Source organism: Cryobacterium sp. 10S3, from assembly GCF_034344045.1.
GTDB classification, from domain to species: Bacteria; Actinomycetota; Actinomycetes; order Actinomycetales; family Microbacteriaceae; genus Cryobacterium; species Cryobacterium glucosi.
This window is the reverse complement of sequence record NZ_CP133773.1, coordinates 4,191,374-4,217,422: the sequence shown is the minus strand read 5'-3', so window position 1 is coordinate 4,217,422 and position 26,049 is coordinate 4,191,374. Positions and strand designations below refer to the sequence as shown.

Sequence of the window (26,049 nt, the reverse complement as noted above, 5' to 3'; positions counted from 1 at the left end):
TCGTTCCATCTCAATGTCAAGATCGCCGTCGGCCTCGCGGTGGAAACACCAGTCAGGGAGAGCCTCGGGGCCACCGCGCCCAGCGGTCACGACGCCCCATGCCGTTTAGCGTATGGATTACCTCGCGGTAGAGCTTGTACTTGCCTCTGGCGAACATAGCGCCCGTGATGTGATTCTGCTGAGCTCTCGGTCACCCTTACGAATTCGGTGAGAAGAGAGACGGAGGGAAGAGAAGGAAACACTTCACAGCCGGTGTCGCCGAATCGCCTCTACGTAGCGCGGAACTGAGATCGTGTCAGCGGAGATCCGAGCCCATTTCCTCCGCCGCTATCTCAGTGAAATCGTAACGCTGCTCTGGATGAGACGATCCTTCACTGGGAGGAGCCACTGTTCGAAAAGACGGCACGATCTCACACGGCGCCCGGGGTGAGGGAGGCGTGAGTTTGGGGTTCGCGGCGTTGCCAGTCCTGGGGCAGGGCGGCTTCGAGGGCGTCGTCGACGGTGATGATGCCGAGGATGTGGCCGCTTTCGTCGAGGACCGGGAGGGTGAGGAGGTTGAAGTCAGCCATGCGGGTGGTGACGTCGATGATGTCATCTTGTGGTGCGGCGTGAACGGGATCAGGGTCAGCGACTTCGCGAAGGGGACGGTGCGGGTCTGTTTGGAGGGCGCGGATGATACTGATCGCACCACGGAGTGTTCCGTCGTCGGCGGTGCTGTAAATGGTGGTGAGGGCTTCCGGTTGTTGAGTTGTCGAGGTGCGAATGAGATCAAGGGCGTCCTGGATGGTCGCGTGCTCCGCCAGAGCGAGGTATTCCACACCCATGAGGCCCCCTGCCGTTGCGGTGTGGTAGCCCAGCAGGGCCAGAACTTTGGTGTGTTGGGGTTCAGGGAGCAGAGCGAGGACTTCCCGGCGTCGCGCCTGGGGAAGGTCAGTGATGGCGTCGGCCGCGTCATCTGCCCGCATCCGGGTCAGGACAGAAGCGACGTCAGCAGTACTTCGGGATTTGAGGAGATGGGTGAGGCTGTCTTCGTCGAGTTCTTCAAAGACGTCTGCTTCGAATTCCGGGTCGTTGTGGACTTGAGTGAGGAGTTCGCTTTGCTCTTTAGCGTCTGCCGTTTCGATGAGGTCTGCAATTTGGGCTGCTTTGAGACGGCGTAATTTCCCAAACGGGGCGCGAACGAGGACCGAGGGTTCGTGGCCGATGAGGGCTTCAAAGGATTTCCAGTCCCGTGCCGGGTCGGTGGAGATGGTCTTCCGGGTGGACCACCAGTGGGTTTGGTGCACGTTCAATCCTGTGACAGCCCACGTGGCGGTGTCGGAGCTGAGATAAATGTCGTGAGCACGGACGAGGGAGGCCATGTGCACGTCGATGAGGCGGTGGCCCAGGACGTCAGCGTTGAGTAGGACCTCGCCCGGGCGGCGCTGGAATGCCCGCACGTTCAAGCGGGCTGTGGTGAGCTCGACTCGATTGGGTTCCAAGGCTCTGACGTCGGCGATCGGGACGTAGATGGTTTCGGAACCCACTTTGACCACGAGCGCGGTCACGAGGGGGTAGTCATCTCCCCTGAGGCGAACAATGACGTCAGCGAGTTTGGCAAGTTGTTTTCCTTGGCTGTCGACCACGGCATGGCGCAGGAGTTGGGAAAGACGGAGAGCGGATTTAGTTGTTGTTGGAACGGGAGAGTTAGACACAGTGGCTTCTTTCACGAACAAGGCTAGGTAGAGGTGGCACGTTGTCGGGGTGGTATTGAGAATATGGTGCTCGCGGCTAGTGGCCCAGTGCGAGCTGGATGACGCGGACGACGACTAGGACCATAGCGAGGATCAGGTAGGCGCGCAGCACGCCCAATCCGATGGTCCGACCGGTGGAGAGCTCCGGGCGGGCGAGGAGGGTGAGGGGTGGCATCCGCCAACGGAGACGTTGACTGTGTTCCATCGGGAGCACCGCATCACCGGCCGGGCGTCGCCGGCGAAGGACCAGGGCGGTCGCTCCGACAAGAATTCCCAAGACGCTGCCCCCGCCGAGGATGGACAAGATTGTCTCTCCCGTGATGTCTGGGAAGAGAACGCTGGCTGTGAGGATGATGGAAAGCATGACCAGCACGGCGACGACAACAGACGTGAACAGGTTCAACCATTTGCCGTTGACCCAGGGGCCCAGCACGTCTTTGTCGTTGCAGAGCAATAAGAGGAAGACCGTGGCTGAAGGTAGCAGCACCCCGGCGAGAGTCTGTACTCCCACGGTCAAGAGTCCCAGCGGCGCACCGGGAATCAGAACAATCGTGGCTGCCAGGGCGAGGAGGGCAGCGAATACGGCGTAGAAGCCCTTCGCTTCCCACGGTTTGCGGTGCAGGGAGTGCTTCAACCCCAACACGTCGCCCAACGCGTATGAAGTAGACAAACCTACTGCGGCCGCACCAATAATGGACGCGTCGATCAACGCGATCGCGAACATCACTCCCACGCCACGTCCGACAAACTTGCCGAGGCCTTCTGCGACCCCGAGTGCGTCAGTGAAGTTGCCGAATTCGGGCCGGCCCGTGAAGGTGGCGGACGTGAAGCCGATGATCGCGGCCGCACCGACGATGACCATCAAGATCCCGATCCACAAGTCGACCTTTTCGTAATTCATGAACCGGGGCGTGATGCGCTTGTCAATGACATAGGACTGTTGGAAGAACAACTGCCACGGGGCGACGGTCGTGCCGACGATCCCGATGATGAGCAGCATCACCGTGGAAAGTTGGGACCCGGGTGGCATCCCGGGGAGCACAAAATTGGTCGCCATCTCGCCCAGATTCGGACCCGACAGAAAGAAAATGGGGACCAACAAGAGGGACCCGGCAACAAGAACCATGCTGACGCGTTCGAACCGTTTAAAAGACCCGGTGCTGACGGCGCCGAGCACGAGCACGGCTGCAACAATTACGCCGGGAATTTGGGGGATGCCCAGATACTGCAAGCCCAAACTGATACCGATGAATTCGGTCACGATGGTGAGCGCGTTCAGGATGAACAGGTCAATGACGCTGAAGGCTCCCCAGAACTTTCCAAAACGTTCCAAGATGAGCCGGGCATGGCCCACCCCCGTGACCACCCCCAACCGCAACACCATTTCCTGGTTCACGTAGAGGACAGGTACCAGCAGCAGCAACGTCCACAGCAATGTGGTCCCATAATTTTGGCCAGCTTGCGTGTAGGTCCCAAACGCGCCAGCGTCGTTGTCGCCGACCATCACAATCAGTCCAGGACCCAGAATGGCCAAAAGGGTACGCAGTTTTGCCCGCACGCCCCGCCGCGGCGCATCATCGCCGAGTCGAATCGTGCCCATGGCCCCTTCAATATCGCCCACGTGCGCGGAATCCAGGACCGCTGACACGGGCCCGGTCGGAGGAACGAGGTTTGACGTTGTATCCATGGTGAACTTTCTGCAGGAAATGAAAAGACAGGATCCGGGAGCCGATCAAACGCGGCCCCACGAGGGCCGGCGATGTCGGGAACACCGCGGAAACCACAGGGCCGGGCGAGAATATATGACCTGGCCGGGATGCGATCACCGCGGGGCACGCCACCAGAAAGGCGTGTGCAGGCAGACTGCTACCTGGTGCGCGTGGTCGGCAGGAGGTAGGGTCTATGGCTCTCGCTCATTGACGTGCTCCCTCCGCTTTGCTCAGCGCACACGAAGAGTCCGACCAGACCGGCCGAGGTAACCTCTCCTCGTAAGACCTTTGGCACTTTGCGGCGTTAACCCGGAAACCGGGAGCCAATCGGGGCAATCCCTTGTTCCGGGAAAACCTGTCCTGACCCGGGGCGTCTCTGGACGTTGGGGGTCGCTGGCTTATATCCACAAAGGAGCCTCAGCTAACGAACGGCGCCCTGCAAAGATGACTGTACGCGGAGACCCCAACAGAAGCAATCGCGGCTGTCAATGTTCCACAAGCGTTCACCTTGCCGCGACGTTAAACGGCCGCCGTCTGGGCGGCGCGGCAACATGGATAGCTTTACCTTGCTAGCGCGCCGCGTTCTAAAGTGCTCAACTCGACTAGATCCCCCGGTCCAACCCTTCATCGGACCCGGAAAGACCAGAACGCCAAGGGCGAGGACCTAAGTCGAGACCAAGACTTGAGGAAGCAGAGGACAGGGATGCACTCATTCGGATCACTCATCCTGCTGCCACTGAACGCGAACCAGGTCGCAGCCGGTTCCCGGTCTGATCCCGGGCCTGACCTTCCTCTCGGCACGATGACGGACCCGACGTTCACCGCCCAGGCGCGTCTGGCCGCTCACCGACTAAATCTCTTCCGGATCGCACCAGACATGGTCCTCACGCCCTGCGAACCGGGCTGGATGCCGCTCACTCAAGGGGTACTGACGGAACTGCGTCACCTACCGCGCGTTGTCCGCTCCGACCGTCGACTGGACGTTGAAGAGGCCTGGGATCGTCACCAAAGCGCACGGCGCCAAGACCCCTCACTCCGGCCCGGCTGGTTGTCGCGGACCGAGTCGTCCCCCGAAGCTGGCGACACCGGTGACGCGACTTCGACCTCGTTCAGCCCGCCGAGCAGACTCGAACTATCAGCAAACATGGACACCAAGGACGTCGTATCCACTTCGAGGCGGTCGTTCGTCACAGATTTGCTCATGCCGCTGGGGACTGCCCCGAGTTCAGTTGACTCAAAGGGTTAGTGGTTTCAGGCGGCCTTGAGGGCCACGTTTATTGTCTCAAACTCGATCGGGGTGAGCTTGCCGAGGCGGCGTTGTCGGCGCTTGCGGTGGTAGGTCCTCTCGATCCAGACCACCATCGCCAGGCGCAGTTCTTCCCGGGTTGACCACCGCTGCCGGTCCAGGACGTTCTTCTGCAGCAGGGCGAAGAACGACTCCATCGCGGCGTTATCGCCGCAGGCGCCGACGCGACCCATCGACCCGGTGATGCCGTTGTTCTTCAGCACCCGAAGGAACGCGTTGGAGCGGAATTGAGAGCCTCGGTCCGAGTGCAGGATCGTGCCGTCGATGGTGCGCTGGCCGATCGCGTTGCGGGCCGCTGCGACGGCCAGGGATGCTTTCATTCGGGAGTCGATGGAGTAGCCGACGATCTTGTTCGAGTAGACGTCTTTGATCGCGCAGAGGTAGAGCTTGCCCTCGTCGGTGCGGTGTTCGGTGATGTCGGTCAGCCAAAGCTGGTTCGGGCGTGTCGCGGTGAATTTCCGCTCGACGAGATCGTCGTGGACGGGCGGGCCGGCCTTACGGGTGAGGCCGCGTTTCTTCGCGAACACGGACCAGAGCCGCTGCTGCGAGCACAGCCGCCAGACCCGGTTCTCGCCGGCGCTGAGGCCCGCCTGGTGGAGCTCGTCGGCGATGAACCGGTAGCCGAACGCAGGGTCGTCCCGGTGGATATCCCAGGCGGCGTTGGTGTCCCAATCGCGCTGGGAGATAGGGTTGCGCTTCCACTGGTAGAACGCTTGTTTGGAGAAGCGCAACACCCGGCAGGTCACCGTTACGGGGACACCGTCGACGGCCAGTTCACGGACCAGCGGGTAGATCATTTTGGGTTGACGTCCCGGGAGAGATAGGCCACGGCCCGCCGCATGACCTCAGCTTTCTGCTCGAGCAGCCGGATGCGCTTCCTGGCATCGCGCATTTCCGCGGATTCCTTCTCGGTCACGCCGGGCTTGACGCCTTCTTCGACGTCGGCTTTCTTGAGGCAGTTCGCCAGGCAGGACTCCGAGATCCCGAAGTCCTTCGCGATCTGATTCAGCGGGGCTTCGTGCTTCCGGGCGACCGCGACAACATCGCGGCGGAACTCGGGTGGGTAAGGCTTGGGCATGATGACATCTTTCCAGCGAAGACGAATCTCCACAGGTCAGGAGTCAACCAAACCCGGGGCAGTCCCCTGCTGTCCGACCGGCAAACCATACTTCTCATGGCAGATCCGCACGTTATTGCTCAACTACGGATCGTTCTCAACGACAGCAATGCTCGGCAGACCCGTGACGCTGAACTCCCGACCGGGCAACTCCTCCGATACGACTTCGACCGCAACCTGCACCCCCTCAACCCCTTGGGAAGCTCCCTCTAACCGGCGATCTCCAGTTCTCCACGCTGGTAGCCGCCACTCCAGCACGACGCTGCCAAGCGTGCCAGCGATGCCAACACCGAGCAAACTGGCAGCTGAGGTGCTGTCGACCGGCGTCTTCGCCGATATCCAAGTGGTGCTTTCCCACGAGTGGTGATGAATGCACAGAAGTCGCTGGTCTGGGTTGCATTCGAGTGCCCTAGAACCCGAGGACCCGAGGGATTGTCAATGGCCATTTGGAACTGCCCGTAGGCGGCCAGCAGAATTGCCCGCTGGTGGCCACGAGAACTGCCCGGTCATGGCCAACAGATCTGCCCACCTGGGTGTTGGTGGCGTTGGCCATGCGCGGTCGTAGTTGGTCTAGCTCATCTTCGTGACGCCTTTCCCGGCGAGGGCCTGCGTGAGGCGGATCGAGTCGCCCGAGGTCTGGCAGACGTGGGCGTGGTGCAGGAGCCGGTCAACGGTCGCGGTCGCGAGGGTCTTGGGCATGAGCTCGTCAAAGCCTGCTGGATGCAGGTTCGACGAGACTGCGATGGAGCGTTTCTCGTAGGCGGCATCGACGAGTCGATAGAGGCCCTCGGCGGCGTCGGCCCCGACTTCGAGCAGCCCGATGTCATCGATCACGATCAGATCCGAGCGCAGGATCCGGGCCACGACCCGGCCGACGGAGTCGTCGGCGCGGTGCGCGCGGACGAGAGCACCGAGGTCTTCGAGGCGGAACCAGGCGACTCGCATCCCGGCCTCGACGACTTGCTGGCCGAGGGCCTCGAGGAAGAACGTCTTCCCAGTCCCGGAGGGCCCGCAAACGACGACGTTCTCCTTCCGGCCGATCCATTCCAACGTGCGGAGGGCCTGCTGCGTCGGGGCCGGGATCGAGGACGCGGCCTCATCCCACGTGTCGAACGTTTTCCCCGTTGGGAACCCCGCGGCCCGGCGCCTGGTCGCGAGCATTGACCGGGACCGGCCGGTGACTTCCTCAACGAAGAGGGCCTTGATGATCTCGACGGGTTCCCAGCGTTGCGCCCGGGCGGTCGCGATCAGTTCCGGCGCCAGAGCGCGGGCGTAGGGCATCTTTAACTGCCGCATCAACGCTTCCAGGTCCGCGGGCAGCGCGGGCGCGGCGGTCGCGGTGACGCTCACGCGCTCTGCTCCAACTCGTCATCGGCGGCTTGTCCGATAGCGGCCCACCCGGCGGTGCCCTGCGCGAGCGAGCTGGTCTCGCCCGCCGTGCGTGCCGGCGGGCGGATCGAGCCTGCGCTGAGGAGGGAGGCGAGGTCACCGGTCGCGAACCGACCATAGGTCGCGGCCTGGCCGAGGTCCTCGTCGACCGGGGCGGTGCCGCTGATCTTGGCCAGCGCGACGGCCTCAGCCATCTTCACGTTCATCCGCGCGGTCCCGGCCGCGGCCGCTTCCAGTAACCACGCGTGCGCGCCAGCCCCGATGGCCAGGAACTCCGTCTCGGCCGCGCTGCGCGGGGTGATCGTGTAATCTCCCGGGATCTTCTCCCGGTGATCGGGGAAGTGCGCGTCGTCAATTTTCGGACTGCCGGGCCGGGCCCGGTGGTGCCGGGCGACTTCAACGGGACCGTCACTGCCGACGTGGACGATGACGACCTGCTCAGAGGCTCCGACGCCGTGGCTGCGGACGAACACACGGGCGCCGAGCAAGTGCGCCGGCACCGAGTACTGGCCGTTCTCGAACGTGACCATCGGCGTGTTCTCCGGAACGGCCCGCGTCAAGCCCAGCGCGACGGTGTGCGCGGTGTCAGGGACCCGGTGCAACCGGGGCCGTTCCTCCTCGAGCATCGCGGACGGCTTCCGCCTGGTCGCGCGGTGCTCCCGGGCATTCACCACGGCCATGAACGCCTCGCAGGCCGCTTCGACCTCGGCAAACGAGGCGTAGTCGGGCCGGAGGTTGGTGTCTTTGGGCACGATGTCAGCCTTGGCGAGCTTCACCGAGGACTCCACCCCGCCCTTGGACGCGGGATCCGCCGGCTGGCACGTCAGCACGCTCACCCCGTAGTGGCGGGCGAAGTCCACCGTCTGTGGATTCCGCACCGGAACCCCGGCGACATGGGAGACGGTCACCGTTTTCTCGTTATCGGTCAGGACGTAGGTCGGGGCGCCGCCGAGGAGCCGGAACGAGCGGTCCAGCGCGGCGAACACGCTCGGCGCCGTCCGATCCCGTAACGCGATCACGATACGGAACCGTGACCACGCTAGCCACGCGACGAACAACACCGTTTTCTTCCCGTCGATGACGGGGCCGTCGCCGAAGTCATACTGCAACCACATTCCCGGCTCCGTGATCCACGGCCGGTGCACCCGCACCCGGCCAAGCCGGAACGCAGCACGGACCTGCGCGACCGCGCGCCGCGTCGACCGCTCCGACCCCGCAAAGCCCAGGCCGATCAGTTTCGCGTGGGCCCGGTCCGCACGGATCTTGCCCTGAGAGGCCTCCACCCATTCCTCGATCTTGGGCAGGAACGGGTCCGTGACCCGGCCCCGGTAGGCGGGCTCCGCGAGCGGCCGGCCCGCGTCGCGCGCGGCGACGTGCCGGGCGACGGTGTGATGCGAGCACCCGGTGAGCTCGGCCGCAGCACGCAACGACTCGGTCAGGTCGTAGGCAGCGAGTATTTCCATGATTTCTCCGTCAAACTTCATTCAGGGCCTCTTCCTGGGCGACTTTGATGCGACTAGACACCGTCATCAAATCCCAGGAAGGGGCTCCCGCCACGTAACCGGGCGGGGGTTCAGAAATAGAAGTGGGCAGATCTAATGGCCACCAACGGGCCTTTCTACTGGCCATCAGTGGGCAGTTCCGTGGCCGCCTATGGGCAGTTTGGCATGGCCGCTAACAAGGGATGAAAGCGTCGAGTTGCGAATATCGACGCCGGGACAAGGCCAACAGGGATGCGGGCGGTATCCGTGGTCCGGGGACTTTCTGCCCAAGAAGCAATCCCTCTCCCCTGCTCCCGCCAGAAAATAGGCTTTCGCGTCAGACAGGTACCGTATCCGCGTGTCTCAAAGCGCTATTTTCGTTGTGACCCAGCGTGGATTTCCGGGATGGGTCGAGCGCCCTAGTTTCCTTTGCTGCAGGTTTGTTGAGCTGCTGTTTGTCCCGTCACGGTCGTCGGGAGGACGGCGCCCCCGGGGCCGGGCGTGGCCGCCTGCACAGGGGTGGGTGTGGTGGCCGGTACAGTCTTGCCCGGCACAGGAGTTGAGAGGGAAGTGGGCGTGGGATTCGGGGCCGCGGGCGCAGATTTGTCCAGAACGGCTGCCCGACCGGGGGCACCGCTGAGCTGAATGGGCTGGTCAGCGACGAGAGCTGCGTTCACGACAGCAGCACCCTCCTTCTGCGGGATGACACGGTTCACATCCTGAGGGTCGGCCACAGCGGGGTACTGAAGGAAGACCATGTTCGCCAAGCCGGTATCTTTGAGCGCGAGCGCAATTTGGACCTGAGTCGTGGGATTGGTCAAGGTGTCAGAGAGGACCATGTTGTCTGTCGCCGCCTTGGCCAGGGAGTACAGCATGACAGGGTTACCGAGGACGCCGCCCGTTTCGACTTTCCGGGCCAACGCAGCCATGAACACTTGCTGGTTGCTGATGCGGCCCAGGTCGCTGCCGTCACCGACACCGTGTCTGCTCCGCAGGAACGACAAGGCCATGTCACCGACGATGCTCTGCTGTCCGGCCGCCAAATGCAAGGGCGGATTCGTGTAGAGGTCATCGATCGGGGAGGCCACACACACGGTGACGCCGCCGATGGCGTTGGACATCGCTGAGACCCCGTCGAAACTGATCTGGGCGGCGAAGGGAATCTGAACGCCGGTAAGTTTTTCGATCGTGAGCACCACGCAGGAAAGCCCTCCGCGGGCGAGCGTCGCGTTCAACATCACCCGACTGGACGCCGACGCCGTCGACCCATCAGATTGCGGACACGCGGGAACAGGGATCATGAGATCCCTAGGGAAACTGATCACACTCACGTTCTGATGGTTTTTCGAAATGTGTAATAACAGGGTGACATCGTTATTGCCCGCACCGGAACTTCCCGCCAAACCTGCGCCCGTCGCAAAAGCCCCACCCTGCCCGGACCGGGTATCCGTTCCCGTCAGGAGTAGATCGACCCCGCCGGAAATGGCTGCGACGTCTGCCGCAGGCGCAGCAGTGCTCCCGGGTGTGTCCGCAAGGTGGGCGAGATGCACGCCCGGTTTCACGCTGCTGGCAACATCCCACGTGGCAACAGCTGCAATAGTCCCCCCACTGACCAGGAGAACGCTCACGGAGAACACGAGCGCGACCCTCACGGTTTGCCATGGGCCACGCCGCTGCAACCGTCCGTGCCGAATAGGGGCACCCAAGGAATGCGCTCGCGTCCGAAGCGGTTGCGGCGGCTTTTCCGTCACGTTGACCCCGGCTTTCTCCTGCGGTCCGAAAGCGGCTACCCCGTCAAAAACAACACGCTTGCTCCGCACCTTATACAACGCGAGTAGGCAACTGCTGGGAACCCACCGAGCGGTTCGTGGCTCTGTCAGCAGCCGGAGCATGGGGAATCGAGAGTGTAGCTGGGACCAGGCTGCGTTCTGGCGCGGTGCGGGAGTGTCCTTCGGGCCTTTCCCGGGTCGAGGGCCTTATATGGGGACGTGCTTCATTGTTGCCTCCTCGACTGCCTGCTGTCCTATCGGAAGCACCGTCATGTCCACTGACCGTCCCGCTGACCGTCCGGAGCGCCCCAACACTTCGCGGGCAACGCATGCATTGACTAACCTCTGTCCACGCCCGACCTCGCGAACTGCTGTGAGGAGGCACACCGAACTTCTACACTCGACAAGACCTATTACGCTGAGGGAAACCCGATGTCAACAATGTGGACGGCCGTGACTCTCCGGACGGACGATGTTTTGGGCCAAACTTTTGTTGTCGTGGTCAAACGTGACCAGCACGGCCACGTTCCAACGGTCCTCGTCAACCCAATCGACACCGCCGGCCGCAGGCTGCCGGGTGTTTGGCTGAGCGAGGCTTCTCACCACACTGTCTACCGGCGCCTGCCAGAGAATCCCTCGCTCTAGGAGTGCGGTTCAGTTCTCGTTCAGTTCTCGTTCAGTGCTTCCCCTCCGCGATCCCCCCTTATGGTCGACGCCGCCACCACGCCTGCCGTGACCGGGTCTCCTTCATGGCTGCATTTGGCATCGCGGCGCCCAACCGAACCTACGGGGAATCTGCTGTGCGGATGACCGCCGCGGGGTGTCAGTGCGTGAAGCCGGGTTGCTGCCCTTCGACCGGCATCGGCCCCTCGAGCCTGTCGAGGTAGGCCGTCTCCTGCTCGATGACCGTGAGCAGGCGTGCGGCCAGGTCCATGCTGAGCCCGTTGCGCACAACGATGCGTTGCACCGTCATCTCGGACAGGTCGTCGGGCATCCGGTAGGCGGGAACGAGCCAACCATGGGAACGCAGCCGGTCCGAGAGGTGGAACAGGTTCCAATTCCGGGTGTGGCCGGGGGTGAGCCGCCACGCGAACACCGGGATATCGGAACCGTCATTCCACAGGGTGAAGGCGCCGATCTTCTCGATGCCGCGCGCAAGGAATCGTGCCACGTCCTGGGACACCTGCTGCACGGCACGGTATCCCTCGAACCCGAGCCGGAGGAAGAGGTAATACTGCAGGAGCACCTGCGCGCCGGGACGGGAGAAATTGAGGGCGAACGTGGGCATGCTCCCGCCGAGGTAGCTGACATGGAAGACCAGGTCCTCCGGCAGCAGGTCCTTCGAACGCCAGACGATCCAGCCCAGGCCGGGGTATACGAGACCGTACTTGTGCGCGGACGTGTTGATCGAATGCACCCGTTCCAACCGGAAGTCCCAGGCCAGTTCCGGCTGCAGGAAGGGCGCGATCATGCCCCCGGATGCCGCGTCGACATGGATCGGAATGTCCAGTCCGGTGCGTTCCTGGACCTCGTCGAGGGCTGCGGCGATCGCCGCGACCGGCTCGTAGACCCCGGTGTAAGTCACGCCCATGATCGCGACGACGCCGATCGTGTTCTCATCGACATAGCTTTCGAGGTTGTGCCCGTCGAGGCTCGGATGCTCCTCGCTGATGGGCACGAAGCGCGCCTCGACGTCCCAGTAGTTGCAGAACTTCTCCCAGCACACCTGCACCGCGGAACTCATCACGAGGTTCGGCTGCCCGGTCGGCTTCCCGGCCGCCCGCCTGGCCTGCTGCCAGCGTCGTTTCAGGGCCAGTCCGCCGAGCATGCACGCCTCCGAGGATCCGATCGTCGACGTGCCGATCGTGTCCATCGGCTCCGGCGCATGCCAGAGGCCCGCGATCATCCGCCAGCAATACTCCTCGATCGCCGCGGTCTGGGGGTATTCGTCCTTGTCGACGACGTTCTTGTCAAAGGCCTCCGTGTAGAGCCGGCCGGCGTGATCATCCATCCAGGTGCCCACGAAGGTCGCGAGGTTCAGCCGGGCATTGCCATCGAGCATGATCTCGTCGTGGATGATCTGGTACGCGGTGTCCGGCTCCATCGGGTCCGCGCCGAGGACATAGCGTGGGACAACGCTGTCCTCCCCCGGGCGGGCGAAGAGCGGGTTGATCTCTAAGAACTCCGGCTTGAACTCTGAGTTGGCCTGCATGGGGTCCATGCTGCCGTATCGGGCCGGGAATCGACCACGAACCGCCGTTGCCCGCAGCCCGGTCGGGGTGGCGTATGCAGTCGATCTGCTCTGCCGCAACGACGGGATGGTGTTGGAGATCATGTCGAAAAATGTACGTGTTGCTCAAAGATCTTTCGTCGAGCTCGCGGGACGAAACACCGCAGACGAATGCGCGATGACCACCTACCGTGCTCTAACCCGACACCGCGTCTCGACCCGCATCGCCGCCCTGCTCGTGGTGTTACCGCCTTCGATGACGACCAGGGCTTCACGCACCCCAGCCGCCGGGCCTTCCATCTATTTCCGGAGGTTCACAGAGAGGGGCGGTCCGTGGGAACTTTGGAGTGGGCGCCGGCCAGGTCGACTTGGTGCTCACCGATGGTTGCCGACACGTCGCACGATACCCGTTGCGGCACATAACGCTCTCCACGCACCCTAGGATTCAGGAGTTAGTTGACGCGGCGCCTTCAAGACCGCTTCGCACGCTAACCGTTAACCGGATCGACAGCGGTCCCAGCTGCCGTGAGCCTGTCTTGGATGTAGAAAGATTCGTGAAGTTGGAAAAATTGAGCGCACGCGGTCCGGCTTTGGTTGTGGGTCCCATGATTGCGGCGATGGGTGTCGTCTTCGGCGATATTGGCACCAGCCCGCTTTACGCGGCGACGACGACGTTTGACGCCGGCAGTTTCGATGTCAGCGGACCGTCGGCCGAATATGTGTATGGGTCGACGGCGACCATCCTCTATGCGCTCACTTTGGTTGTCACGATCCTCTACGTGCGTTTCCTGATCCGGGCTGACAACCGAGGCGAAGGTGGGCTTCTCGCACTATTCGGGCTTCTCCGCCGGAGCGGTCTGAAAGCTCGAACCCTCACGACCTTCACTATTGTTGCCATGCTGGGTGCCGCAATGTTTCTAGGCGATAGCGTGATCACCCCCGCGATCTCGGTCCTGTCCGCAGTAGAAGGTCTAGAAGTGATCCAGCCGACCCTGTCCGCCCTTGTGGTGCCGATCGCAGTCGTGATCTTGCTGGGTGTTTTTGCGATACAAAGATTTGGCACCCGAACAATCGGACGGCTCTTCGGCCCGATAATGTTGCTCTGGTTTCTTGTCCTCGCAGTGACGGGTGGCGCATCGATCCTGGAGGACCCCGCGGTCCTTCAAGCGCTCTCACCGCACTGGGTTGTACTTTTCTTCATCGACCAGCCCGGGACAGCATTCTTCGCCCTCGGAGCGATCGTTCTGGCCGTTACGGGAGCCGAAGCCCTCTACGCCGACCTAGGCCATTTCGGCCGACAAGCGATCACGCGCGCATGGATGTGGGTCGTCTTTCCCGCCCTAGTCCTCAACTATCTTGGGCAGGCGTCCTTGGCTCTGCGCCACCCGCAGGAGGCGACCTCATCTTTCTTCGGCCTCGTTCCCGCGTGGGGTCAACTCCCCATGGTCATCCTCGCCACGGCCGCCACGATCATCGCTTCCCAGTCTGTGATCTCAGGGACATACTCCGTCATCCATCAAGCGTGGCGTCTGGGGCTCTTCCCTCCACTTCGAGTAGTTCACACATCGGAAAAGAACGAGGGCCAGATCTACGTTCCAGCCATCAACGTCCTACTTGCACTTGCTGTGCTCGCCGTGACAATTGGCTTCCGAGGATCCGCCGCGTTAGCCTCCGCATACGGCATCGCTGTCACCACTACCATCTCCATCACCACTATCGTCTACCTGGCCTGGAGTTGGGCACACTCCAGACGCCTCACGCCAAGAATTCTCGCCGCAGGCGCAATCCTCCTGGTGACTGTCGCGTTCCTCGTTGCGAACCTACCCAAAGCGACCTCGGGAGGGTGGCTCCCACTCGCAATCGGCGCAATCATATTCACAGTGATGGGCTCATGGTGGATAGGACAGCAACGCATCCGCGCCGCACGACGCATCGGCGAGCTCCCCCTCAGCGACCTGGAGTCATTCCTCACACGCGCCAAAGGGGACCTGTTCCGGGTTCCCGGAGACGCAGTGTTCATTACCCGGAATCCAAATATTGTGCCCGTTGCCCTGCGCACAATGGTCACTCAAAATCATGCCCTCCAGAAACGCTCCATCCTCTTGAGCTGGTCAACGATCGACGTCCCCTCCACCGTCGGGATGAAACAACGAATCAACGTCGAAACGTTCCCCTCCGGAATCGTTCGCGTCGTCGCGAAAGTCGGATTCCTTGAGCAACCCCGGATGACAGAACTCCTGACCGAAGCTCACACCGTCGACAAGACAGCGCTAGTAAATTTCGCTTCCTCACGCGCAACATTCTTCATCTCCACCCCAGTACCCCGCTACAACCGGCGGAGCAAAATGTTTCGCTGGGCCCAAGTCCTCTTCCTAGCCCTCGACAGGCTCGCACCCGACCCCGTCGACGTCATCGAGCTTCCCCGAGACAGAACCATCGTCCTCGCCCGCGAAGCACTCCTCTAAACCTCGGACCAACTCAAAGAAACGGTTGACGATCCCACAACCCCAGGCCGCTAACACTTGCTGAAGTTCACGGCCACATCGTTGGGTCAGAGGACAGGCAAAGAGCGATCGCCAAGGAAGACCGTCAACGGTGACCCTTTGGCCGAAGAAGAACGAAAAGGGTTGAGGGAGGCTCGCACGCATCTGGGCTCGGAAGGCCGCCAGGCAACGGCTGTCTAGTTCTGAGTTTTCGAGACGGAGCTCGCGCGCGAATCAAGCCCCGGGACGGGGGCCCTGACCGGTATGGAGCAGAACACGAAACCGGGACCCGAGCGCCTTTCTGGCAACACTGGGGATGCTTCGTTCCTTCTCCAGACGTTTTGTCTCGAGCGAGTACGTGGTGCGCTGAAGCAGATGGTTAGTGGGCGAGTCCGGAAACGAGGTTGATCGTTGTCGCTAGGACAACGACTCCCAAGACGTAAGAAAGCAACGAATGGCGCAGCGCGGTGATGCGGATATCGTGATTTTGCAGATTGGTGTCCGAAACTTGGAACGTGGCCCCGATCGTCACGGCCAGGTAAGCGAAGTCGGAGTACCGGGGCGGCTCGCGTTGATTGAAGTCAATGCCCCCGGTTTCGTTGCTGTAGTACAGGTGCGCGTATCGCAAGGTGAACACGGTGGTGACCATCAGCCAAGAAGCCGCGATCGTTGACAACGCCAAGGCGACGAGTCCGGCTTTGGCCAGTCCTTCCACGGTGCCAGCCTCAATGAGGATAAGCGCAATGGCCCAGAAACTGGCGATACTTGCGCACAGAATGAGTACCTCGGCGGCGAACCGGGATGGATCTTCTCGAGTGGCATATCGTGCGGTCTCAGAATGATCCAGTCGACCTACCGCTATCCACGTCCACGACAGGAAGACGACCGCCGCCCCAACCCAACCGATAGCCGGCGCGAATGCCCATTTCACAATCAGACCAGAGGCGACGCCAACGAGCACGCCAACGATGAAAGCCACGCTCGCCCTCGTGCCAGCATGAAAAATTGTTGATCGAAAGTCCTGCACCTGCTCCATCCCCAGATCCTCGCACAAAGCGCACGATTTAGAACCAACCGCCGGTGTGTTGTCGATGTCCCCTACTGGGTCTTTGTCGCTAGCCTCCCTACGTCAGGGTGAGTGAGGCCAGTAGCTCAGAGCAAGTCCGCCGTTTGACGTAGGGCGAGAATCAGGAAGTTCCGATGGGGTCCATGTTGTTCACGATCATGGCGGCGCTCGGACAGATGGAACGCGAAATCAAGCGAGAGCGTGTGGTTGGCTCGATCGTTAAACGCCGTGCGGCGGGCAAGGATCTGGGCGGTCGCTCGCGGATCAGCACTGACAGCCAGGTCCGCAACGCCCGCCGAATTATAGAGGGTGGAGAGACAGCAGCTCAGGTCGCGCTCGACCTCGGAATGTCCCGAGCTACCATCTACCGCCGAGTGCGCGCCTTGGGACTACTGCCAGATCAATCTGATGGCCAGATTCTGACAAGCGACGGCGCCAAATTGAGCTGATCGCAGGACGACAATGAATTACACCCAGCGGGACGTGACCCTGGTGTAAAGCGAAACCGTAGGACGGGCCACATCCAGGCACGGTTCAGTCAGAGTGATCTGCAAAGCTCGCCAACGCCCTATCGAAGCTGCAATAAGTACGCCATTCCGGAAAACGTCCGGGACGCATCACACTGAATGCTTCACCACACTGGCAAACGAGGCCCCAGAATGCTGCGGGGCTCTGCTCTTCGAACGAACGCCCACTGACCCGCCATTCGGTGGCCGAGACCCGTACAACTTTCAGATCCTCGAATCCGCCGGATTCCACACTGTGTTGCATAATGCGTCCTCCACGCTGAGTCCACTAATACGCTCTAAGTACCCGCCCAGCCGCCGCGAAACGCGAGCTATCGTCATGGCTCCCCAACCAATCCGAGCGCGCGGGCCTCTGCATATTCCTCCGCCGCGAGACAATGACATCAGCGTCGTCCGATCTCACGTCCCCTGAACTGACTTCGGGGGTGGTGCCGGTCAATTCAGCCGAAGTACGGGCGCCGGCGTGATTCGCAAGCCGCTCGTCACGCCAGAGGACACTCAGCGCGTACTGTTCACCGTTCTCGCCCGGTGGAGCACTTCCGCCATCTCGGAAATCGGCGTGCAGCTGTCCTTCGCGGCAGAATCTGCGTTCTTCGCCGAGGCCCTTGCCTGCATACTCGTGGCTCTGCCACTGAATCGCCGTCTTCGCGAAAGCGTCAGCCGGGACCTCGGGCGATTGAGAAAGGTGGGCAAGGTAGTGCTGCGCGGCAAGCACCTAGAGCTCGATCACGACGAGCCGGTCGCTGCGGCCAAAGACGCGGTGCTGATTTCGATGGTCTTTCCCTTCCAACTCGCTTACATCACGCTGCTCTATGCCGGCCTAAGAATCCAGCAGGCACAGTCCCTCGTGTCGGGAACCCGATCGGAGTTTTCGATCGGGCGCGAAGAAACGGCGGCCAGACGAGGGTTTCGTTTCGGATGGGATCTGCGCCTGTGACCATTCCGGCGTGAGGTGCCACTGTTTTATGCCCGCGTGCGCATCAACGTATCCGCCCGCTCGTCGACGAGGATGTGCAGGCCGGTTTCTGCTACCAAAGCCATTGGGTCCAAACTTCAGCTGTCGCTTCGACTGGTTAGTTTCCGATGAGGGTGTACCAGATGCCGTATGCGCCGGCGACGCACATGATTGCGGTGGCGGTCCAGCCCATGGTTGCGGCGAGCTTACCGTTTCGGTATTTACCCATGATGGTTCTGTCGCGGGAGATGAGCATCATCACGATCAGGAACGGGCCGGCGGCGATGCCGTTCACGATCGCGGAGAGCACGAGAAGTCCGATCGGGTCGGTGGAGACGATAGCGAGGATGGTGCCGGCGATGATACCAACGCCGAGGAGGGCGTAGAACAGGGGTGCTCTCCGGGGGGACCGGTCAAGACCCCAGTTCTTGTTCAAAAGCCCTGCCATCCCCGCAGCGCCGGATGCGGCGAGCACGGGCACTGCGAGTACCCCAGAGCCGATGAAACCCAGAGCGAAGAGGATACCGGCGTAGTTGCCGGCAATTGGTTCGAGTGCTTGGGCTGCCTCGGCTGCGCTGGTGACGGGGGTGTTGTGTGCGCCGAGGGTGGCTGCGGAGGAGGCAATGATGGCGAACATGATCAGCACGCTAAAGGCCATCCCGGTGAACACGTCCACTCGTCCATTGCGTAGCCGTCGGGCCGCTTCCGGCCTTGGCCTCTCGTCCAGGGCCGGCGCGTGATCGCCGCCACGTTTTTCGGCGCGGAGTTCCTCGATGCGTTGCGCGGACTGCCAGAAGAACATGTACGGCGAGATGGTGGTACCTAAGACCCCGACGATCAAACCGAAGTACGCCGGGGAGAACTGGATCTGCCCGCCGGTGAGGCCGCGGGCAACGTCGGCCCAATCTACGTTGGAAACGAAGAGGACTCCGACGTAGACCAGAAGAACCATGCACAACCATTTGAAGATCCGGCCGATCATCGCGAAGGACCCCGCCGTCACGGCCACAACAATGGCAATACCGGCGATCGCGGCCCACAGAAACGCGGGTCCCGCGTGCAGCAGGTTCATGCCCTGACCGATCGCATTCAGGTCCGCGGCCAGGTTCAGACAATTCGCAATGATCAGCAAGGCCAAAAGAATCCCGATCGCAACCCGGAATCCGCGGCTGAAGCGTCGACGGATCAGCGCGCCGAGGCTCTGCCCGGTGGCTAGGGCCATCCGGTCACAGATCTCTTGCACAGCCATCATTAACGGAAGCGTTAAAGGGACCGTCCACAACATGCTGTTGCCGTACGTCGCGCCGGCCTGGGAATACGTCGCGATCCCTGATGGGTCGTCATCGGCGGCACCGGTAACTAAACCCGGACCAAGGAGACCGAAAAAACGCGAAACCGGGTTTCTCTTTCCGTTTCCCTGACCGGTCCGTTCCGAGGCAATGTCCGCGCCCGGCAGGACACTTTCAGGCAATTCCTCGACCGTCATAGCGTTCCTCACGTCAGCGATTAAATCCGGGCAGCGCCGAGGTGGCCAAGGCATACCATGGTTACAGTACCTTGTCGGTGAGTCCGGCCACCTTCGTCGGTGTGCATTTCGGAATGCAGGCGCGCTACGGAAAGTGTCGCTGTCCGGTCAGCGTGGGACCGCGGAGGAGATGCAATCGGCTGACGGCCCCGATGATTGCGGCCAAGACAACCGTGGCCAAAGCGATGGCCAAAGCGTGGAGCGCCACGGTGCGTTCGGCGGAGTGAGATGTGGTTTACTCGGCTTATGTCGGATCGGGGCAAACGGGAGCCTCTAGACTCGCACCCTGATGAGCCCCATCAGGGTGGGGGCCTGTCGACCCGGCTGAACTGGTTGCGCGCGGGAGTGCTGGGGGCCAATGACGGCATCGTGTCAGTGGCGGCGATTGTGGTCGGGGTAGCTGGTGCAACCCACGTGGTCGGACCTATTCTGACTGCTGGCGTTGCGGCGCTCATGGGCGGCGCTGTTTCAATGGCTTTAGGCGAATATGTGTCTGTGAGCAGCCAGCGTGACAGTGAACAGGCGTTGATTGCGACGGAGAAACGCGAACTCGCTGAAACGCCGGAGCAAGAACTGGAAGAACTCGCAGGCATGCACCAAGCGCGGGGCTTGTCCCCTGAAACTGCGCGACAAGTGGCGGGAGAGTTGACCGAACATGATGCCTTGGCGGCGCATCTCGCGATTGAGCTAAACATCGACGAAAACGATGTTGCAAGCCCGTGGAACGCTGCATTGGCGTCGGCTGTCGCGTTCATTTGTGGTGGGATCATTCCCCTAGCAGCGATCTTGCTCCCACCTGACGCATGGAGGGTGCCGGTCACATTCCTGGCCGTGCTCCTCGTTCTCGCCATTTCAGGGGCACTTGCAGGTCATCTGGGAGGCAGCTCACGAGGACGGGCCACGTTCAGGATGGTCCTAGGCGGCGCGCTGGCACTGTTGTCCACGTTCGCAATCGGCTTGCTCTTGGGCTCCTCGGTTACCACATAGCCGCCCACCCCTCAAACGTCGCCGCGCTCAGACGTGGCAAGGACCGGGCCGGACCGGACGCACTAAACACCCTCCTGCGGACGACGCGGAACTCTCGCCGCACGACCTCATCCGTGACCGCGGGGAGGACGGGACTCACGACATTTCCGTTGCACATCCCGGCCAGCAAAATTGCGTGGCTCAAAATCGGAGATGCTTTCCACTGTTTTCGGAACGAGCACGGGATACCGGGCTACGATTTTCGTCATGGACGCAAGAGCGGGACGGTTCACGAAGAAAGCCTGGTTCGGGCCCAAGAAATACGTTGGTTGGGGATGGCGGATACTCAGCTGGAAAGGAGCCGTCGCGTCTGCAGCCTTCGTGGCCCTGATTGTGGTCTCCGGGGTTGCTTTCAGAGGCTCTGTGGCAGGGGTGCTCATCGTCGTTGGGTTGATCGGCGCATTCTTGGTCGTCGCTTGGCTAACCGGCACTCCGCCAGGCGCCCCATCATCTGATCAGTCCTCGACGCCCGCGCCACCCACCAACGGCTAAGCCATAGCCCCCTGGTGGGACGGCTCAACGATGAGGCGTTTGCGGCTCTGTCCGCTGGCGGGTGCCTATACCCACATGGAGCCAGGAACCTTCTTCGCCATGTACATAGCGGTGTCGGCGTCATCGAGCAATGCCGCTGGCTCTGTTGTGGCAGAATCCGTCACGGCGAATCCAATGCTCACGTGCACAGGCATAAACCAGCCCTGGACGTCCCATGGCTCGGCGGTAGCGGCCACGACCCGAGCCGCCAACTGTTCGGCATCGCCGACGCCACCGAAGTTCTCGCAAAGGCTCACGAACTCATCCCCACCGAAGCGCGCGACCGTATCGGTGGGGCGCAATACGCTGGCCAGTCTCCTCCCCAGCTCGATAAGGATATCGTCGCCCCCACCGTGCCCGAGAGTGTCGTTGATGATCTTGAAGTCGTCGATGTCGAGGTACATCACGCAGACCATTCCGCCGTTGCGCTCAAGTCTGGCCAGCGCACCTGCGAGGCGGTCCCCGTAAAGGGCACGGTTGGGCAACCCGGTCAGCGCGTCCGTGCGGGCCGAACGGCGCAGTGCGAGGACAGACCCAGCCAGTTTCCCTTGGTGACGAAGAATGTCCAGGACGTCAGCGGAGAACACTCGCGCATGGTGGTCGAAGATGGCCACGCTGCCAAGAACCACGCCGTTATCGATAAGCGGGACGCCCGCGTATGAACCGATGACGCCGCTAAGTACCATCGGGTTCTGCCAGTAGATGGGATGCGCAGCGGCATCGGAGACCATCGTGGCCCGACCCGTGTCAACTACCTCCGCACAAAAGGACAGTGCGTCCGGTACTGAGGTGCATTCTGCCCCGACACCAACTTCCGCCGCGTAAGTTTGCCGGTCGGCACTGACGATGTTCACGACGACCATCGGCGCCGCGCAAGCCAGGCGCAAGGTGGCAACCACCGCGTCCAGATCAGGGTCAGCCAAAGACCCGTGCAGGTCTGCGTCGGCGACAGCCTTGAGCCGGCGAGGATCGCGCACCCCTGTGATCACACCATTGAATCGGTCCGAGTCATCAAGGGGCAATGCCGCTGATACTGTCACGGCGAAATCCTCCGGTTCACCGAGGCTCACCCGGACAGTCTTGGTCGATCTTCACGAACCCCAATTCTACGACTTTGGATGAAACCCGGTGAAATACGACGGATACTCCCGCGAGGCGGTCAATCGGCTGCCAAACTGGCACAAGGAATCTCCAATCTGCCGTTATGGCAACATCGTTTGGGTAAGGCAGCGTGTACTTTTTTCACCTATCAGCGCTGAGCGTCCCGAAATTTCAAAGGAGAGATTTGTGACCGAAGAAAGCCCAACCAAGAACCGTGGTCTGGAAGTCCGTTCCATCGACTACGTGCCCAAAAACGAGCGGCACGGCAAGGTCTGGCACATCGGGCCGCTCTGGTTCATGTGCAACGCACAGATCGCGACCCTCGCGATCGGAGTCGTAAGTTTCGCCGCTGGCGGAAACCTGGTCTGGTCGCTCATCGCGATCACCATCGGGCTGGTCATCGGCACCGTCTTCATGGCGGCACACTCATCGCAGGGCCCGAAGCTCGGTCTGCCGCAAATGATCCAGTCGCGACCGCAGTTCGGCTACGTTGGCGCCCTCCTCGTGTGGCTCTTCGCCTTCCTCCAGTACGCAGGTTTCAACGTGTTCAACACGGTCCTCGCAGGCAACGCGATCAGCGGAGCGCTCCATTCCGACCCGGTCGTCTCTCCATTCTGGTTCTGGGCGGTCACCATCGTCGGCGCCGTCGTCGCCCTCTTCGGCTACGACCTCATCCACAAGATGGAGCGCTACCTCACGTACGTGACGGTCGTCGTCCTGGCACTCCTGACCTTCTCGGCGCTCGTCAATCTGCACCTGCCCACCGGGGCCTTCGATCTCGGCGATTTCAATCCAGTCGCATTCTTCTCCCAGCTGGGCGTCGTCGCCGGGTACCAGATCTCCTGGGCAATCTACGTCTCCGACTACTCGCGCTACCTGCCCGCCGAAACGCCCAGTCGCAGTACCTTCCGCTGGACGTTCTGGGGCAGCGCCATCGGCGGCGCCTGGCTGATCTTCCTCGGCGCGTACCTCGCCGCGGCCGTCACGGACTTCGACGCCGGCGATCCGATCACCGCCATCCAGGGCGTGGCCGATAGCCTCTTTCCCGGCTTCGGCACGATCGCGCTGCTCGTGATCGCTCTTGGCCTGGTCGCGGTCATCGTGCTGAACATGTACGGCGGATCCCTCACCCTCATCTCCTCGATCGACAGCATCCGCAAGGTGAGACCGACCGTAACCGTTCGAATCGTCACCGTCGCGATCACCGCCGGCATCTCCGGCGTCCTTTCGCTCTATGCCTCGAGCAACTTTGCGGTCTTCTTCGCGGACTTCCTCCTGCTCGTCTTGTACTTCTTCATCCCGTGGACGGCGATCAACCTCACCGACTACTTCATCGTGCGGAAGGGCCACTACGCGATCACGGAGATCTTCAAACCCAATGGCATCTACGGCCGTTGGGGCTGGGCGGGCATCACCGCTTACCTGGTCGCGTTTGCGTGCATGACCCCGTTCTTTGACATCTCGGGCTTCTACGTCGGGTTCGTTTCGCAGGCGATGGGCGGCGTCGACGTCGCGCTCTTCGTCGGCCTGCCGATCGGTGCGCTGCTCTACTGGCTGTTCACCAGGAACCTGGACGTCGCGGCCGAACGGCAACTCGCCGACGAGCAGGCCGACGCTCTCGAGCTCGCCTCGCAGGAGCAGGAAGACCTCGCGGGCGCTCTCATCGACTAGGGCCTGACGGGGTGAAACGGCCGGGCCTGTGACCTCCCTGGTCACCGGCCCGGCCCTTTCACGAATGATCACCTCCGGCCGCGATACGGAGCAACACAACGCACGTCGGCCACGAGACAAGGAGTAAGACATGATCCGCATTGCGTGTCGACAGCTGGCACCGGTCATTCCCGACCTGGCCGGCAACGTCGAACGATCCGTGGCCGCCGTGCGCGAATCGGTGGCGGCAGGCGCCCGACTGGTCGTGCTGCCCGAACTGGTCACCACGGGCTACATGTTCTCCTCGCAGGAGGAGGCCCGGTCCGTCGCCGTGACGACGGACCATCCCGTGTTCGCGCAGTGGGCACTAGCGGTGGCCGGCGTCGACGGCGTCGTCGTCGGCGGCTTCGCCGAACTCGGTGCCGACGGCCTCGTCTACAACAGCCTCGCCGTCGTCGACGGCTCCGGCGTCCTGGGGAGCTACCGCAAGACTCACCTGTGGGATCGGGAGAAGCTCGTCTTCACGCCCGGCACGGCCGTCCCCCCTGTCGTGGACACCGCGCTCGGCCGGCTTGGCGTCCTCATCTGTTACGACCTGGAGTTCCCCGAGATGACCCGCAGCTTGGCTCTGCGCGGGGCCGAGCTGATCGTCGTGCCCACCAATTGGCCGCGGGAAACCGTACCAGAGGGCGAGCGAGTCCCAGAGGTCACGGTCGCCATGGCTGCCGCATATACCAACCATGTCGGCGTCGTCTGCTGCGACCGCAGCGGCACCGAGCGCGGCCAGGACTGGAACGAGGCGAGCTCCATCATCAACGAGCACGGCTGGGTCGTCGCCACCGCCGACGCGTCGGGGATCGCGATGGCCGACCTGGATCTGCTCCTGTCCCGGGACAAGACCATCACGCCGTTGTGCGATGCGTTCGGCGACCGGAGGCCGGAGCTGTATAGCGAGGTCGTCGCACCCCGGTAGACCACCGCCCGGTCGGCTCGGCGATGGTGAACGGCGTCGGTCAGCGGCGGTGGTACGCCGCGAGCAACGCCCAGAGCTCCGCCCGCCCGGAGAAGGCATCGAGATCCAATTCCAGGATGGCCGCCAGCCGCTGGACCCGGGGCCGCAGACCATCGGACTTCGCTTACCTCGCAACGACGGCTCGAGCCTTTCGTTTTCTCGCAACACCGTTCACTCGTCTACCCAGAACAGCATGAGGTTCGTCTGACTGGACGCCACTAATCTGCTCCCGACTGTGTCAGGCGTCCCGGCGGCTGTCGCTCACCTGGCCACCCGGCAGATCCACGGCTGTGCCTCCACCCGTGTGTGAACCGGACGGGGCCTCCATCACCGCCAGGTCATCGATCGGGGGTAACTGTGGGTTCCGGTAGATGGATGTTTCCGGGCCGGGGTGTCGTCGGGTCTGGACGATGATGAGCACGATCCCGGCGATGGCGGCGAGGAGCGCGACGTCCACGTTGATCTTGAGGCCGAAGAGGAAATACTCGGTCGGGTCCAGGCGGAGCGACTCGAGGAACGCCCGTCCGGCGCCGTACCAGAGCAGGTAGAAGCCGAGAGCCCTGCCCCAGCGGAGGTTGAAGCGGCGCTCGAGCACGAAGATGATCAGGACGACGCCGATCGTGTTCCAGATCATCTCGTAGAGGAACAACGGCTGGAAGAGGGTCCCGGCCGGCAACCCGGCGGGGAAGGCTGCGTTGGTCGATTCGATCTCGAGGCCCCAGGGGAGGGTCGTCGGGCCGCCGTAGAGCTCGTGGTTGAAGTAGTTCCCGAAGCGGCCGAATGCCTGCGCGAGGAGCAGCCCGGGTGCGAGAGCGTCGGCGAAGGAGAAGAACCGGATCCCGGCCCGGCGGCAGCCGATGTATGCCCCGATGCTGCCGAACAGAATCGAGCCGAAGATGGCGAGTCCGCCTTCCCAGACGAACAGCACCTTCCACAGGTCTGCGCCGGGGAAGAAGTAATCGGTCGGATGCGTGACGACGTGGTACAGGCGGCCTCCGACGATTCCGATCGGGACGGTCCACATGGCGATGTCTATCACCATGCCCGGTTTGCCGCCGCGGGCGGTCAACCGGGCCGAAGACATCCAGACGGCGATAATGATGCCGGTCAAGATGCACAGCGCGTAGAAGTGAACGCGGAGGGGCCCGAGATCGAAATAACTGATAGTCGGGCTCGGAATGCTGGTGTGAAGCACCGCGTTCACCTTTCGGTCGTGTGCACGTGCGCACGTGTGCACGTGCGCAGTTGCCGGACGAGAATCTCCCGGGACGCAAGGAGAAGTCCGATGTCCAGAACCGCCAAAAGTTTATGCGGGCCCGAGTGGTTCAGCGCACCAGTGCGGCCCCATACCGCTTAGCCTCAAGACCGTTCAGTATTAGGGTGTCCGTGTTGCGTTGTGGGCACGGCGCGTAACCGTGAACCTGGTGTGACAACGATCG

Annotated in this window: 17 protein-coding genes, 1 pseudogene and 1 riboswitch; of the genes and pseudogenes, 7 read left to right on the top strand and 11 right to left on the bottom strand. The window is 62.3% G+C overall.

What is annotated here, in order from left to right; translation table 11 throughout:
• Positions 1–410: 410 nt before the first annotated feature.
• From RHM57_RS19430 to RHM57_RS19420, 3 genes are all read right to left on the bottom strand, one after another.
• On the bottom strand, positions 411–1,694 hold the full coding sequence (locus RHM57_RS19430) for a magnesium transporter MgtE N-terminal domain-containing protein (protein WP_322187931.1): 1,284 nt from the start codon (positions 1,692–1,694) through the stop codon (positions 411–413).
• Between the two features lie 76 nt (positions 1,695–1,770).
• Positions 1,771–3,354 (bottom strand): Nramp family divalent metal transporter, encoded by a 1,584-nt coding sequence (locus tag RHM57_RS19425; protein ID WP_322135568.1) that lies wholly within the window; start codon positions 3,352–3,354, stop codon positions 1,771–1,773.
• 354 nt (positions 3,355–3,708) lie between these two features.
• A riboswitch (M-box (ykoK) riboswitch) is annotated at positions 3,709–3,878 on the bottom strand.
• An 815-nt stretch (positions 3,879–4,693) separates the two neighbouring features.
• Positions 4,694–5,826 (bottom strand): IS3 family transposase gene (locus RHM57_RS19420; protein WP_322189232.1). Its coding sequence is split into 2 segments (ribosomal slippage): positions 4,694–5,547 and positions 5,547–5,826, totalling 1,134 coding nucleotides; the frame shifts between segments, so codons are not numbered across the junction.
• Positions 5,827–5,922: 96 nt separating this feature from the next.
• Between RHM57_RS19420 and RHM57_RS19415 the strand changes: the two genes are divergently transcribed.
• Entirely contained in the window at positions 5,923–6,078 is a 156-nt protein-coding gene (locus RHM57_RS19415; protein WP_322140582.1) for a hypothetical protein, read from the top strand.
• A gap of 357 nt (positions 6,079–6,435) precedes the next feature.
• Here RHM57_RS19415 and istB read toward each other — a convergent pair whose 3' ends face one another.
• The 4 genes from istB to RHM57_RS19395 form a co-directional block, all read right to left on the bottom strand.
• Positions 6,436–7,215: an IS21-like element helper ATPase IstB gene (gene istB, locus RHM57_RS19410; RefSeq protein ID WP_322189230.1), complete on the bottom strand. Its 780-nt coding sequence runs from the start codon at positions 7,213–7,215 to the stop codon at positions 6,436–6,438.
• On the bottom strand, positions 7,212–8,738 hold the full coding sequence (istA, locus tag RHM57_RS19405; RefSeq protein WP_322189228.1) for an IS21 family transposase: 1,527 nt from the start codon (positions 8,736–8,738) through the stop codon (positions 7,212–7,214). The genes istB and istA overlap by 4 nt, the downstream gene beginning before the upstream one ends.
• Before the next feature lie 416 nt (positions 8,739–9,154).
• Positions 9,155–10,627 carry an LCP family protein gene (locus tag RHM57_RS19400; protein ID WP_322189226.1) on the bottom strand — a complete coding sequence of 491 codons (1,473 nt, stop codon included), beginning with the start codon at positions 10,625–10,627 and terminating at the stop codon, positions 9,155–9,157.
• Positions 10,628–11,327: 700 nt separating this feature from the next.
• Positions 11,328–12,725: a glutamate decarboxylase gene (locus tag RHM57_RS19395; protein WP_322189852.1), complete on the bottom strand. Its 1,398-nt coding sequence runs from the start codon at positions 12,723–12,725 to the stop codon at positions 11,328–11,330.
• 614 nt (positions 12,726–13,339) lie between these two features.
• Here RHM57_RS19395 and RHM57_RS19390 point away from each other — a divergent pair.
• A complete protein-coding gene (locus RHM57_RS19390; protein ID WP_322187938.1) occupies positions 13,340–15,199 on the top strand; it encodes a KUP/HAK/KT family potassium transporter in 1,860 nt (619 codons plus the stop codon).
• Between the two features lie 397 nt (positions 15,200–15,596).
• Here RHM57_RS19390 and RHM57_RS19385 read toward each other — a convergent pair whose 3' ends face one another.
• Positions 15,597–16,253, bottom strand: coding sequence for a DUF1345 domain-containing protein (locus RHM57_RS19385; protein WP_322187940.1), 657 nt, complete (start codon positions 16,251–16,253; stop codon positions 15,597–15,599).
• A 161-nt stretch (positions 16,254–16,414) separates the two neighbouring features.
• On the opposite strand from RHM57_RS19385, the pseudogene RHM57_RS19380 reads away from it, so the two are divergent.
• Both RHM57_RS19380 and RHM57_RS19375 read left to right on the top strand, forming a co-directional pair.
• A pseudogene (locus RHM57_RS19380) lies at positions 16,415–16,732 on the top strand (helix-turn-helix domain-containing protein); the annotation flags it as partial.
• 541 nt (positions 16,733–17,273) lie between these two features.
• Positions 17,274–17,747, top strand: a complete 474-nt coding sequence (locus RHM57_RS19375; RefSeq protein ID WP_322136701.1) for a hypothetical protein — start codon at positions 17,274–17,276, stop codon at positions 17,745–17,747.
• A 136-nt stretch (positions 17,748–17,883) separates the two neighbouring features.
• Here RHM57_RS19375 and RHM57_RS19370 read toward each other — a convergent pair whose 3' ends face one another.
• Positions 17,884–19,251 carry an Nramp family divalent metal transporter gene (locus tag RHM57_RS19370; protein ID WP_322136702.1) on the bottom strand — a complete coding sequence of 456 codons (1,368 nt, stop codon included), beginning with the start codon at positions 19,249–19,251 and terminating at the stop codon, positions 17,884–17,886.
• A gap of 285 nt (positions 19,252–19,536) precedes the next feature.
• Between RHM57_RS19370 and RHM57_RS19365 the strand changes: the two genes are divergently transcribed.
• Complete coding sequence (locus RHM57_RS19365) at positions 19,537–20,277, top strand: VIT family protein (protein ID WP_322189224.1); 741 nt, start codon at positions 19,537–19,539, stop codon at positions 20,275–20,277.
• Between the two features lie 596 nt (positions 20,278–20,873).
• On the opposite strand, the gene RHM57_RS19360 is transcribed toward RHM57_RS19365, so the two are convergent.
• The gene (locus RHM57_RS19360; protein ID WP_322136704.1) at positions 20,874–21,917 is read right to left on the bottom strand and encodes a sensor domain-containing diguanylate cyclase; all 1,044 of its coding nucleotides are present in this window, start codon (positions 21,915–21,917) and stop codon (positions 20,874–20,876) included.
• Between the two features lie 217 nt (positions 21,918–22,134).
• Between RHM57_RS19360 and RHM57_RS19355 the strand changes: the two genes are divergently transcribed.
• Positions 22,135–23,619: a cytosine permease gene (locus tag RHM57_RS19355; RefSeq protein WP_322136705.1), complete on the top strand. Its 1,485-nt coding sequence runs from the start codon at positions 22,135–22,137 to the stop codon at positions 23,617–23,619.
• 130 nt (positions 23,620–23,749) lie between these two features.
• The gene (locus RHM57_RS19350; protein ID WP_322189222.1) at positions 23,750–24,571 is read left to right on the top strand and encodes a nitrilase-related carbon-nitrogen hydrolase; all 822 of its coding nucleotides are present in this window, start codon (positions 23,750–23,752) and stop codon (positions 24,569–24,571) included.
• A 277-nt stretch (positions 24,572–24,848) separates the two neighbouring features.
• On the opposite strand, the gene lgt is transcribed toward RHM57_RS19350, so the two are convergent.
• Positions 24,849–25,805 (bottom strand): prolipoprotein diacylglyceryl transferase, encoded by a 957-nt coding sequence (lgt, locus tag RHM57_RS19345; RefSeq protein WP_322136706.1) that lies wholly within the window; start codon positions 25,803–25,805, stop codon positions 24,849–24,851.
• Positions 25,806–26,049 lie beyond the last annotated feature (244 nt).